The organism is Nocardia gamkensis NBRC 108242 (assembly GCF_001612985.1).
In the GTDB taxonomy this organism is placed as follows: domain Bacteria; phylum Actinomycetota; class Actinomycetes; order Mycobacteriales; family Mycobacteriaceae; genus Nocardia; species Nocardia gamkensis.
In genome coordinates, this window is the sequence record NZ_BDBM01000002.1 from 87495 (window position 1) to 100707 (window position 13213).

The 13213-nt window shown below is 66.4% G+C and carries 8 protein-coding genes; 7 read left to right on the plus strand and 1 reads right to left on the minus strand.

What is annotated here, in order from left to right:
* Nucleotides 1–7: 7 nt before the first annotated feature.
* On the minus strand, nucleotides 8–151 hold the full coding sequence (rpmH, locus tag NG1_RS35065) for a 50S ribosomal protein L34 (RefSeq protein WP_006550910.1): 144 nt from the start codon (nucleotides 149–151) through the stop codon (nucleotides 8–10).
* Between the two features lie 635 nt (nucleotides 152–786).
* Between rpmH and dnaA the strand changes: the two genes are divergently transcribed.
* From dnaA to gyrA, 7 genes are all read left to right on the plus strand, one after another.
* A complete protein-coding gene (dnaA, locus tag NG1_RS00640) occupies nucleotides 787–2727 on the plus strand; it encodes a chromosomal replication initiator protein DnaA (RefSeq protein ID WP_062966886.1) in 1941 nt (646 codons plus the stop codon).
* Nucleotides 2728–3600: 873 nt separating this feature from the next.
* Entirely contained in the window at nucleotides 3601–4776 is a 1176-nt protein-coding gene (dnaN, locus tag NG1_RS00645) for a DNA polymerase III subunit beta (RefSeq protein WP_062966888.1), read from the plus strand.
* A gap of 243 nt (nucleotides 4777–5019) precedes the next feature.
* Nucleotides 5020–6300 carry a DNA replication/repair protein RecF gene (recF, locus tag NG1_RS00650; protein WP_084498601.1) on the plus strand — a complete coding sequence of 427 codons (1281 nt, stop codon included), beginning with the start codon at nucleotides 5020–5022 and terminating at the stop codon, nucleotides 6298–6300.
* A gap of 359 nt (nucleotides 6301–6659) precedes the next feature.
* Complete coding sequence (locus tag NG1_RS00655; RefSeq protein WP_062966890.1) at nucleotides 6660–7229, plus strand: DUF721 family protein; 570 nt, start codon at nucleotides 6660–6662, stop codon at nucleotides 7227–7229.
* A 136-nt stretch (nucleotides 7230–7365) separates the two neighbouring features.
* Nucleotides 7366–8277 carry an alpha/beta fold hydrolase gene (locus NG1_RS00660; RefSeq protein WP_062966892.1) on the plus strand — a complete coding sequence of 304 codons (912 nt, stop codon included), beginning with the start codon at nucleotides 7366–7368 and terminating at the stop codon, nucleotides 8275–8277.
* A 299-nt stretch (nucleotides 8278–8576) separates the two neighbouring features.
* Nucleotides 8577–10622 (plus strand): DNA topoisomerase (ATP-hydrolyzing) subunit B, encoded by a 2046-nt coding sequence (gyrB, locus tag NG1_RS00665; RefSeq protein ID WP_062966894.1) that lies wholly within the window; start codon nucleotides 8577–8579, stop codon nucleotides 10620–10622.
* A 52-nt stretch (nucleotides 10623–10674) separates the two neighbouring features.
* Entirely contained in the window at nucleotides 10675–13194 is a 2520-nt protein-coding gene (gene gyrA, locus NG1_RS00670; protein ID WP_062966896.1) for a DNA gyrase subunit A, read from the plus strand.
* Nucleotides 13195–13213: the final 19 nt, after the last annotated feature.

A 13213-nucleotide genomic window follows, 5' to 3' on the forward strand; every position in this document is an offset into this window, starting at 1 on the left:
GCGAGGATCAGGCAGTGAGGGAGGCGCGGCCCTTACGGCGACGCGCCGAGACGATGGCGCGACCCGCACGGGTGCGCATCCGGAGGCGGAAGCCGTGAACCCGCGCCCGACGACGGTTGTTCGGCTGGAACGTCCGCTTGCCCTTGGCCACGGTCAACACTCCTCGAGTAGGCGGGCACCAGGTGGTGCCCGAAGCTTGTCGGTGATACGTATATTGCGCGAATGAATCGCAGGTCTGGTCATCATCGGCGCGCGTCGGTCCTGGCGCACAGTCGGTCGATCACGACCTAAACGCGGTCAGCACAAGACCGCCACCGCACCAAGGGGTGACTGTACGAGGGTACTGATCGGTCCGGGACGGGTCAAACTCGACCCCCTGTTTCCCCGGCCCCGGCGACCAGGCGGAATCGGTCGTCCGGAGTCGGGCGTTGCGGCCGTCACCGTGAGTTCGTCCACACCCCTAGCCATCGCGTAGGCTTGGCCACCAAGGTACGTAGCCAGGCGATTGCTGTAGAACCGCAGGTCGCAGCGTTGCCCTTTCCGCGCATGCGCGCGTTTCACAGCTCCCCAGGGTTCTCCACATCTGTGGATAATTGTGTGGAAAGACCCCTGGAGTGGCATATTCGTAGGGCCGACGGTGCCCACGCCGCTGTCCTGATGGGGGACCCGGACAGCGTCCGAACCGGTTACGGACGTACGCAGGATCACGGGACCACCCCCGAGCATCACATTCCACGCGTGCCCCGGCCGTCTGCTCCTATCGACCTACTCCGGGGAGGAAACTGCATGGACGACGAGCAGAACGTGCTGGCCACGGTATGGCCCGAGGTTGTGAGCGAGCTGACCACCGGATCGCCGGACGGCGCCATCCCTCCGGTCACCCGGGCGCAGCAGGCCTGGCTGAAACTGGTCAAGCCGCTGACGGTCGCACAGGGGTTCGCCCTGCTCTCCGTGCCCTCGTCGCTGGCCCAGGAGGCCATCGAACGCGATCTGCGCGAGCCCATCCTCCGTTCCCTCGGCCGCAGGCTCGGCCCCCAGGTGGAAGGACTCGGCGTCCGCATCGCCGCCCCTACCACCCCGACCGTCGACCGCCAGAGCAACACCCCACGGCACGCGCGGATGACGAGCAGGCCCGAGCGCCCACGAGAAGGCCGGCCTCCGGCCTCGTACCCCGGTTCGGAATTCCCCGGCCGCGACGCGTACCCGGGGCCGCGTTATGCACAACCCGCCGCCGACTATCCCGCAGCTTCTCCTTACAACGACAGCTCCGACTACGCCGGCGCCGACTACGGGCAGGACTTCGCCCCGCAGGAGGAGTACCGCCAGCCGGAGTACGCCCATACCGACTATCCACAGCACGGTGAGTACTCCACGACGGCCGAGCTGCCCATGGTGTCCGGGCCGGACGCCGCACCGCGCCGCGAACCCGGACTTCCGCCGCGCCGGGAGCCTGGCATCCCGCCGGGGCAGGAGTCGCTGTTCAACCCCGAACCGTCGCCGGGCAGTGCACGCGGCCCGCTCCGTGCGCCGCTGCGCGAGACCACCGACGACGACTCGGGACCGGCGCATGATCCGGTACGTGAGCCGGTCGCTGAACGTCCGCGCGGCGATCATGACGACGAGCCCGTGGTGAACGTCCGCAACTCGTGGCCCACCTACTTCGCCAAGTCGCAGGAATCGCCCGCTCCGTCGACGTCCTCGGCCAGCCTGAACGCGAAGTACACCTTCGAAACCTTCGTCATCGGCGCGTCCAACCGCTTCGCGCATGCGGCGGCCGTGGCCATCGCCGAAGCCCCCGCCCGCGCCTACAACCCGTTGTTCGTCTGGGGCGCCTCAGGATTGGGCAAGACGCACCTGCTGCACGCGGCGGGCCATTACGCGCAGCGTCTCTTCCCGGGTATGCGGGTCAAGTACGTGTCGACCGAAGAGTTCACCAACGACTTCATCAACAGCCTGCGCGACGACCGCAAGGTCGCCTTCAAGCGCCGTTACCGCGAGACCGACATCCTGCTGGTCGACGACATCCAGTTCATCGAGGGCAAGGAAGGCATCCAAGAGGAGTTCTTCCACACCTTCAACACGCTGCACAACGCGAACAAACAGATCGTCGTCTCCTCGGATCGTCCCCCCAAGCAGCTGGCCACGCTGGAAGAGCGACTGCGGACGCGATTCGAATGGGGACTGATCACCGATGTGCAGCCGCCGGAGCTGGAGACGCGCATCGCCATCCTGCGCAAGAAGGCGCGCATGGACCGGCTCGATGTGCCGCACGACGTGCTGGAGCTGATCGCCAGCCGGGTGGAGCGCAACATTCGCGAGCTGGAGGGCGCGCTGATCCGGGTGACCGCGTTCGCCTCGTTGAACGGCCAGCCATTGGATCTTCCGCTGGCCGAAGTGGTGCTGCGCGACCTGATGCCGGACACCGCGGCGCTGGAGATCAACGCGGCCACGATCATGGCCGTCACGGCGGAGTACTTCAACACCACGTTGGAAGAGCTCACCGGTCCCGGTAAGGCTCGTCCGCTGGCCCAAGCCAGGCAGATCGCCATGTATCTGTGCCGCGAGCTGACCGACCTGTCTTTGCCCAAGATCGGCCAGGCGTTCGGCCGCGACCACACCACGGTGATGTACGCGGAGAAAAAGGTACGCAAGGAGATGACCGAGCGGCGCCGCGTCTACGACCAGGTGCAGGAACTCACAGCCCGGATCAAGCAGCGCTCTCGCTGAGCGGTATCCACACCCGAGCACCGCCCCTGACCTGGGGCGGTGCTTTTTTGTGGGTTGTGGATTCCTCGAGGAATCCTTGTGGAGTCCTCGAGGAATCCACTGGTTTGTCCACCGATTCGCTAACAGGGCGCGGTGATCGCCTCCTCGAGTTCCCTCACAGGCCGAATTCCACAGTTTCCCCAGGCAGGTTTGCGCACAGGCGCTGACCTGGGACCTGTCCGGATCGGGCCTTGTGGAATCCTCGAGGAGTCCGTGTGGAGTCCTCGAGGATTCCTCGAGCTGTCCACGATTTCGTGCACATGTGTGAACAACCGGGTGAATCCGGTGGAACAACTCGAGGACCACTCGAGGATGAATCTGGGACAACTGCGGAACCTCCACAGACCCCTCCCGTTCATCCTCGAGACACTCCATGGCCATCCCCACGGCACCATGCACCCTGAGCAGCGGATTCGGGCGCAGTCCACAGAATCCACAGCGCCTACTACTACTTCAGTTCTTCTCATTAGAGATCTCTCTTCAAAACAGGGTGTGTGGAAAGTCGGTCGGACGCCGCACCTTCGCCGGCGGTCCCGGTTTCCGGGCAAGGACGACAGGGGATCCACGAGAGCCGAAGCCGGATCGGCATCCGTCGTCCGTGCCCGCGGTATGCCCCGACTCGGTCCCCTTGCTCCGCCCGCTCGTCCGCGCTCGGGACTCGCCTATCCGTGGCGCCGGAGGGTCGGGCTAGGTGCACGTCGCTCACGCGGGTACGGTTTGATGTCTGTCGCCTGTGCCAGACTGCGAAGGCGGCCGATTCGGCAGGACCCTTTCGAGCACCGACACTGACGAGCCGACAACAGATCACGGAACCGGGAGAGGACAGATCGGGCGATGGAGCTTGCAAGCATGAAGTTTCGGGTCGCCCGCGAGGATTTCGCCGAGTCCGTCGCCTGGGTGGCGCGCAGCCTGCCGTCCCGGCCTCCGGTTCCGGTGCTCGGCGGCGTGCTGCTGGTCGCCGACGAGGACGGCCTGACCGTCTCGGGTTTCGACTACGAGGTCTCCGCGCAGGTGCGGGTCGCGGCCGAGGTCGCAGGCCCGGGCCAGGTACTCGTCTCCGGTCGTCTGCTGGCCGACATCACCAAGGCGCTGTCCAACAAGCCGGTCGACGTCTCAGTGGACGGCACCCGTGTGCTGATCACCTGTGGCAGCGCGAAGTTCTCGCTGCCGACCATGCCCGTCGAGGACTATCCCCAGTTGCCCGAGGTGCCCCAGCAGACCGGTGAACTGAGTGTGGATGTCTTCTCCGAGGCCGTCGGGCAGGTCGCCGTCGCCGCAGGCCGCGACGACACCCTGCCGATGCTGACCGGTATCCGCGTGGAGATCGAGGGATCCAAGGTCGTTCTCGCGGCGACCGACCGGTTCCGCCTCGCCGTCCGGCACATCGAATGGCAGCCCGCGCGCGCCGACATCGAGACTTCGGTGCTCATCCCGGCCAGGACGCTCTCGGAGGCCGCCAAGACGCTCGGGCCCTCCGACGCGCCCGTTCAGCTGTCCCTGGGCACCGGTGCGGGGGCGGACGGCCTGCTCGGCATCGTGAACGCGGGCCGCCGGACCACCACCCGCCTGCTCGACGCGGAATTCCCCAAGTTCCGCCAGTTGCTCCCCAAGGAGCACACCTCCATCGCCACCCTCGCCGTCGCCGCGCTGACCGAAGCGATCAAGCGCGTCGCGCTGGTCGCCGAACGCGGCGCCCAGGTGCGGCTGGAGTTCTCCGCCGACGGCCTGCTGCTGTCCGCGGGCGGTGACGACGCGGGCCGGGCCGAGGAGTGGCTGGAGGCCGATTTCCGCGGTGAATCGCTCACCATCGCGTTCAACCCCGGCTATCTCATCGACGGCTTGTCCGCCCTGCACTCCGACCGTGTCACCTTCGGCTTCACCACGCCGAGCAGGCCCGCGGTGCTGCTGCCCGCCTCCGACGTAGAACCCGAGGTGCTCGACTCCGGAACGTTCGCGGCGTTGTCGAGCCCGTACATCTATCTGCTGATGCCGGTCCGGCTGCCGGGCTGATCGCCTGTGCATGACCTGGTTCCCTATGGATCCGCGCCGCGTGGTCCAGCGCGGGTGAACGGTGATGCCGCTGGAAACTCCCCAGCGACGTCGGAGAAATCGGTTTACGCGCAGTTGGGGGCGCACTTTATCCACAGGTGTTCCACAGGGCTGCGGCGCACCGTAGGGCATCCGCGCAGCGCAGCCACGATGTACCGATCGGCGGGAATGTCCGCTTCGGCCCAGGCAGGGGCGCGATAGCGGATGTTCGTCCGAACTCTGTCGCTGCGTGACTTCCGCTCATGGGAGTATGCGGAACTCGAATTATCCCCAGGTCGAACCGTTTTCTTGGGATCGAACGGCAACGGCAAGACAAACCTGTTGGAAGCGATCGGCTACCTGGCCACGCTCGGTTCGCATCGCGTCGCCTCGGAAGCTCCGTTGATCCGCACCGGGGCCGAGCGGGCCAGGGTCGGCGCCACGGTGGTCAACACCGGCCGCGAGCTCCGCATCGATGTGGAGCTGAACCAGGGCAGCGCCAATCGCGCGCAGATCAACCGCTCACCGGTCCGCCGGACGCGGGAGGTCCTGGGGATTCTGCAAACCGTGTTGTTCGCGCCGGAGGATCTGGCGCTGGTGCGCGGCGACCCGGGCGAGCGCCGTCGATTCATGGACGAGTTGTGCACAACCCGCCTCCCCAGATTGGCCGCGGTTCGCGGCGACTACGACCGGGTGTTACGCCAGCGCTCGGCACTGCTGAAAACGGCTGGGCGGCACGCTCGGTCCAAGGCCGATCTGAGCACCCTCGACGTGTGGGACGGGCACCTCGCCGCGCACGCGTCCGTTCTGCTCGCCCAGCGGCTGCGCTTGGTGCACGAGCTCGCGCCGTATCTTGCTCGGTCCTATGCTTCGATCGCCCCGGAGTCGCGGCCCGCGACGATCGCCTATCGCAGCGCCGCGCTGCCCCCGGAGTTCCTGGACCCGGCCAGGGCGCCGCGCCCGGAGGATCAGGAGGAGCTGGAGGGGATCCTGCTGCGCGAGCTCGCCGCCGCGCGACCGAAGGAACTCGAGCGCGGCGTGTGCCTGGTCGGTCCGCACCGCGACGAACTCGACCTGATGCTGGGGGATTCGCCCGCCAAGGGATTCGCCAGCCACGGCGAGTCCTGGTCGTTCGCCTTGGCTTTGCGGTTGGGCGCGTTCGAACTGCTGCGCGCCACCGGTGCCGAACCGGTACTGCTGCTCGATGACGTGTTCGCCGAACTCGATCGACGGCGCCGCGCCGCGCTGGCGGCCGTCGCGGCCGGCGCGGAGCAAGTGCTGATCACGGCGGCCGTCCCGGAGGACGTGCCGGCCGAACTCGCCGCCGTGCCGCTGCGGGTGGAAACCGCGGGCGGTCCCGACGGCCGCGTCTCCCGGATCGTCGCGGAGAACCCGTCGGGCAGCGACGATCTCGGCGGTGAACGGGAGAACGACGAGGCCACGCATCCGACGATCGAGAGCGAACGTGATCAGGTCACCGGTTCGACGGAGTCGCGGGCGCCGTAATCATCCACAGGGGGAGTGGACAGGTGATCCCAGCATCCACATCGGCCGCTCCGGTCCACTACAGTGACCAGTCGTCGGTGCTACCGATCGAGTTCTCCCCAGTTGAGCCCGATTCCCCAACACCTGTGGAAAACTCGCCCGGTCAGGAGTGACCGCTCCTGTGCGACTCATTTCAGCAACAGCTGAGCAAGCGACCGAACTTGTCCGTAATCCGGCGATTTGGGCGGTGAACAGATCGTTCGCCCGGCTACCCGGGCGTGCGGCGCGCACCATTCCCGATACTGGCAACCTCGGGAAACGGCTGGGGACAACTTGATCGAAACTGGGGACAAACGACCGACTGCGGAGGGAGCGGGGCGATGAACGATCAGCCCGCGGAGCCCGGCCCCGCCGAATCCGCAGGAGCGCAGCCCGAACTGCGTGGCATCGACCTGGCGCGGCGCGCCCTTGAGGAAGCGCGCGCCGCGGCACGGGCGAGTGGCAAGGCTGTCGGTCAGGGCCGTTCCTCGCCTCAGCGCAGGCTGCGGCCCGGCGCCCGCAGGCGCACCGGGTGGTCCGGCGCCGGCCCCGACGAGCGCGATCCACAGCCGCTGTCCCGGCTGACCGGCTCCATCGCCAAGAACCGCGGGTGGTCGAACAAGGTGGCCGAGGGAATGGTCTTCGGCCGCTGGGCGGGAGTGGTGGGCGAGGACATCGCCGCGCACGCCACACCGATCACCCTGAAGGACGGCGTACTGAGCATCTCCGCCGAGTCGACCGCGTGGGCGACGCAGCTGCGGATGCTGCAGAGCCAGATCCTGGCGAAGATCAATGCCGCGGTCGGCCAGGGCGTGGTGACCTCGCTGAAGATCTCGGGGCCTACCGCGCCGAGCTGGCGCAAGGGTGAACGCCATATCAGAGGTCGCGGACCCCGCGACACCTACGGCTGACCATCGCGAGCAGTATCTGATACTTGGTGTTACGTTTATTCCGAAAGTGGCGTTTCACGTGGAACGCCCCGGTTCGACGTCGCACCGAGCAGCTGGCGACGCCGGACCGGAATCGTGCGGGCAGAAAGAATTTTCGATGACGATCACCACGGCGGTCGGTCCGTTTCCGGCGAGCGCAACTCGGACGGTTCGCCGGGGTGATGTCGAACTCGCGGTCTACGAATGCGGCAACCCCGACGGCGTGCCGGTTCTGCTGATCCATGGCTGGCCCGATACGCATCTGCTGTGGAGCCGGGTAGCGGCCCGGCTCGGCGGCCGCCATCGCGTGATCGCCTTCGACAATCGAGGCGTGGGCAGCAGCTCGGCGCCGGCAGCGGTCGAGGACTATCGGATCGAGGAACTCTCGGCCGATGTCCGGGCGGTCATCGACGCGGTCGCGCCCGGCGAACGGGTGCACGTCCTCGGGCACGACTGGGGATCGGTGATCGGATGGGAAGCGGTCGCCGCCGCGGACGCCGCATCGGTAATCGCGTCCTTCACCTCGGTGTCCGGCCCCAACCTGGACTTCCTCGGCGCCTATCTGCGTGGTCCGCTCACCCCGGCGCGGCTGCGCGGCGCGCTGACCCAAGCCGTGGCCTCGGCCTATACCGTCGCCTTCCAGATCCCCAAGTTGCCGGATCCGGTGCTGCGGGTGCTCTCCGCCCGCTGGCCGCGTTTCCTCGCGTTCTTCGATGGCCTGGACCCCGCACTGGTGGAAACGGCGCCGACGCTGCGCACCGATATGCTCAACGGTCTGAAGCTCTACCGCGCGAACATCCGGCCTCACCTGCGTCATCCGCGGCCTCGTCCGATCGAGGTGCCCGTCCAGCTGATCGTCGCCACTCGCGACCGCGCCGTGCGGCCCGTGGCCAACGCCGAGGCCGACCGGTGGGTGCCGCGTTTGACCCGGGTCGAGATCCCGGCGCGGCACTGGTCGCCGATCTCCCACCCCGCGGAGCTGGCGCGTCACACCGCCGCGTTCATCGCTCGGATCGACGCCCCGCGCTGATCCGGGGCGGTGACCCGCCGACGCATCTCTCAGGCCACTTCTGATGGATCAAAACCAGCGGGAGGCGGAACCGAGTCGCCGAATTCCGATTTCTCGCATCCACGGCGCTGTGAGGGGTGTCGGAAGTGGGTTGTAAGTTGGGTGTACCAGTAGGATGGTGACGTAACTAGCGGCGATACCTTCGGCGCGTTCCGCACAGTCCGCGCGTGGACCCTGATTCTCGAGAGAACGACCAGGGTCGACGCGTGCTGTCCGATCGCTCTATGCCGGGATCAGCAAGTAAGGAGAGCTACCGACCAGTGGCTGCCAAAGACTCCACCGCATCGGGTTCGACCAGAACGACCGGGAAGCAGGACTACGGTGCCTCCTCCATCAAGGTTCTCGAGGGGCTCGAGGCGGTTCGCAAGCGTCCGGGCATGTACATCGGCTCCACCGGTGAGCGTGGTCTGCACCACCTGATCTGGGAGGTCGTCGACAACTCCGTCGATGAGGCGATGGCCGGGTACGCGACGAAGGTCGAGGTCACACTGCTGGCCGACGGCGGCGTCGAAGTGGTCGACGACGGCCGCGGCATTCCCGTGGCGATGCACGCCCAAGGCATACCGACCATCGAAGTCGTCATGACCCAGCTGCACGCGGGTGGCAAGTTCGACTCGGATTCCTACGCGGTGTCCGGTGGTCTGCACGGCGTCGGTATCTCCGTGGTCAACGCGCTGTCGAGCCGCTTGGAAGCGGAGATCGACCACGACGGCTACCACTGGAGCCAGACCTACAAGGACGCCGTCCCCGGCAAGTTGATCCAAGGTGAGCCGACCAAGAAGACCGGCACCACCATCCGCTTCTGGGCGGATCCGGAAATCTTCGAGACCACCACCTACAACTTCGAGACGGTGGCCCGCAGGCTGCAGGAGATGGCGTTCCTGAACAAGGGACTGACCATCAAGCTCACCGACGAGCGCGTCAGCGACTCGGATGTGACCGACGAGGTGGTCAGCGAAACCGCCGAGGCGCCCAAGCACGCCGAGGAGGGCACCGCGCCCGCCGAGCACAAAGTGAAGACCCGGACCTACCACTACCCGGGCGGTCTGGAGGACTTCGTCCGCCACATCAACCGCACCAAGCAGCCGATCCACAACTCGGTCGTCGGGTTCACCGGCAAGGGCACCGGCCACGAACTCGAGGTCGCGATGCAGTGGAACTCGGGCTACTCGGAGTCGGTACACACCTTCGCGAACACCATCAACACGCACGAGGGCGGTACGCACGAAGAGGGCTTCCGCGCGGCGTTGACCACAGTGGTCAACAAGTACGCCAAGGACAAGAGGCTCATCAAGGAGAAGGACGGCAACCTCACCGGTGACGATATCCGGGAGGGCCTGGCCGCCATCGTGAGCGTCAAGGTCGGCGAGCCGCAGTTCGAGGGCCAGACCAAGACCAAGCTCGGCAACACCGAGGTGAAGTCGTTCGTGCAGCGCACCTGCAACGAGCACCTCACACACTGGTTCGAGGCGAACCCGGCCGACGCGAAGACCATCGTCAACAAGGCGGTCTCCTCGGCGCAGGCCCGCGTCGCCGCGCGCAAGGCGCGCGAGCTGGTGCGGCGCAAGTCAGCCACCGACCTGGGTGGTCTGCCCGGCAAGCTGGCCGACTGCCGGTCCAAGGATCCGAGCAAGTCCGAGATCTACATCGTGGAGGGTGACTCCGCGGGCGGCTCGGCGAAGTCCGGCCGCGACTCGATGTACCAGGCGATCCTGCCGCTGCGCGGCAAGATCATCAACGTCGAGAAGGCGCGTATCGACAAGGTTCTCAAGAACAACGAGGTCCAGTCGATCATCACCGCCTTCGGTACGGGCATCCACGACGAGTTCGACATCAGCAAGCTGCGCTACCACAAGATCGTGCTGATGGCCGACGCCGACGTGGACGGCCAGCACATCTCCACGCTGCTGCTCACGCTGCTGTTCCGTTTCATGCGCCCGCTGGTGGAGCACGGGCACGTGTATCTCGCGCAGCCGCCGCTCTACAAGCTCAAGTGGCAGCGCAGCGATCCGGAGTTCGCCTACTCCGATCGCGAGCGTGACGGTCTGCTCGAAGCAGGGCTCGCCGCCGGAAAGAAGATCAACAAGGACGACGGCGTGCAGCGCTACAAGGGCCTCGGTGAGATGAACGCCAAGGAGCTGTGGGAAACCACCATGGATCCCGCGGTGCGGGTGCTTCGTCAAGTGACGCTCGATGACGCGGCTGCTGCCGACGAACTGTTCTCGGTCCTGATGGGCGAGGACGTCGAGGCGCGTCGCAGCTTCATCACCCGCAATGCCAAGGACGTTCGCTTCCTCGACGTATAGCCGGCGTGAGTTCACACAGCCCTGTTCACGCCAGGCCCGGTAAGGAGACCGCATGACCGAGACCACGCTGCCCCCGAATGGCGGTGCGGGCGACCGTATCGAACCGGTCGATATCCAGAACGAGATGCAGAGCAGCTATATCGATTACGCGATGAGCGTGATCGTCGGCCGTGCGCTGCCCGATGTGCGTGACGGCCTCAAGCCGGTGCATCGGCGCGTGCTCTACGCGATGTACGACAACGGCTACCGCCCGGACCGCGGTTACGTGAAGTCCGCCCGCCCGGTAGCCGAGACCATGGGTAACTATCACCCGCACGGTGACGCGTCGATCTACGACACCCTGGTCCGCATGGCCCAGCCGTGGTCGCTGCGGTATCCGCTCGTCGACGGTCAGGGCAACTTCGGTTCCCGTGGTAACGACGGCGCCGCCGCGATGCGGTACACCGAGTGCCGCCTGACCCCGCTCGCGATGGAACTGCTGCGTGAGATCGACCATGAGACGGTCGATTTCACGCCCAACTACGACGGCCGTTCCCAGGAACCCGTCGTGCTCCCGAGCCGGGTGCCGAACCTGCTGATGAACGGCAGCAACGGCATCGCGGTCGGCATGGCGACCAACATCCCGCCGCATAACCTGAACGAGCTCGCCGAGGCGATCTACTGGGCGCTGGACAATTACGACGCGGACGAGGAAGCCACGCTGGCGGCGTGCATGGAGCGCGTCAAGGGCCCGGACTTCCCCACCCATGGCCTGATCGTCGGCGGCCAAGGCATCCACGACGCCTACACGACCGGTCGTGGCTCGATCCGGATGCGCGGCGTCGTCGAGATCGAAGAGGACAACCGGGGCCGGACGACGATCGTCATCACCGAGCTCCCGTACCAGGTCAACACCGACAACTTCATCAACTCGATCGCCGAGCAGGTGAAGGACGGCAAGATCGCGGGCATCTCCGATATCCACGACGAGTCCTCCGACCGCGTGGGCATGCGGATCGTGGTGACGGTGAAGCGCGATGCCGTCGCCAAGGTGGTGCTGAACAATCTCTACAAGCACACCCAGTTGCAGACGAGCTTCGGCGCGAACATGCTCTCGATCGTCGACGGTGTGCCGCGGACGCTGCGGCTCGACCAGATGATCCGGCTCTACGTCGAGCACCAGTTGAACGTGATCGTCCGGCGAACCCGCTACTTGCTGCGCAAGGCGGAGGAGCGGGCCCATATCCTGCGCGGCCTGGTCAAGGCACTCGACGCGCTGGACGAGGTCATCGCTCTGATCCGCCGTTCGGCCAACACCGATACCGCCCGGCTCGGCTTGATGGAGCTGCTGCAGATCGATGAGATCCAGGCGACGGCGATTCTCGACATGCAGCTGCGTCGCCTCTCCGCCTTGGAACGGCAGAAGATCATCGACGAGCTGGCCAAGATCGAGGCCGAGATCGCCGACCTCAAGGACATCCTGGACAAGCCGGAGCGCCAGCGCGCGATCGTCCGCGACGAACTGGCCGAGATCGTCGACAAGTACGGCGACGATCGGCGCACCAGGATCATCGCCGCCGACGGCGACGTGGCCGACGAGGATCTGATCGCTCGCGAGGACGTGGTCGTCACGATCACCGAGACCGGCTACGCCAAGCGCACCAAGACCGACCTCTACCGCAGCCAGAAGCGCGGCGGCAAGGGCGTGCAGGGCGCAGGGCTCAAGCAGGACGACATCGTCAAGCACTTCTTCGTCACCTCGACGCACGACTGGCTGCTGTTCTTCACGAACAAGGGCCGGGTGTACCGGGCCAAGGCCTACGAACTGCCCGAGGCCAACCGCACCGCGCGCGGTCAGCACGTGGCGAACCTGCTGGCCTTCCAGCCGGACGAGAAGATCGCCCAGATCATCCAGATCAAGTCCTACGACGACGCGCCATACCTGGTGCTCGCCACCAGGAACGGCCTGGTGAAGAAGTCGAAGCTGACCGACTTCGACTCCAACCGCAGCGGCGGCATCGTCGCGGTGAATCTGCGCGACGAGGACGAATTGGTCGGCGTGGTGCTCTGCTCGGCCGACGACGACCTGCTCCTGGTCTCCGCGCTCGGCCAATCGATCCGCTTCTCGGCCACCGACGAGGCGCTGCGGCCGATGGGGCGCGCCACCTCTGGTGTCCAGGGCATGCGGTTCAACGAGAGCGACGAACTGTTGTCGCTCAATGTGGTTCGGGACGGCACATATCTGCTGGTCGCCACCTCCGGCGGCTACGCCAAGCGGACCGCGATCGAGGAGTACACCGCGCAGGGACGCGGCGGTAAAGGCGTATTGACCATCCAGTTCGACGCGAAACGTGGCACCCTGGTCGGGGCGCTCATCGTCGACGACGACGATGAGTTGTACGCGATCACCTCCGGTGGCGGCGTGATCCGGACGGCGGCGAAGCAGGTTCGCAAGGCCGGACGACAGACCAAGGGCGTGCGATTGATGAACCTCGCGGAGGGCGATACCTTGCTTGCGATCGCGCGCAATGCCGACGAGCCCGATCCCGATCAGGTCTCCGGTGGCGGCGACACCGACTCCTCCGAGAAGTAACCCATCAGCGGCGGCAACG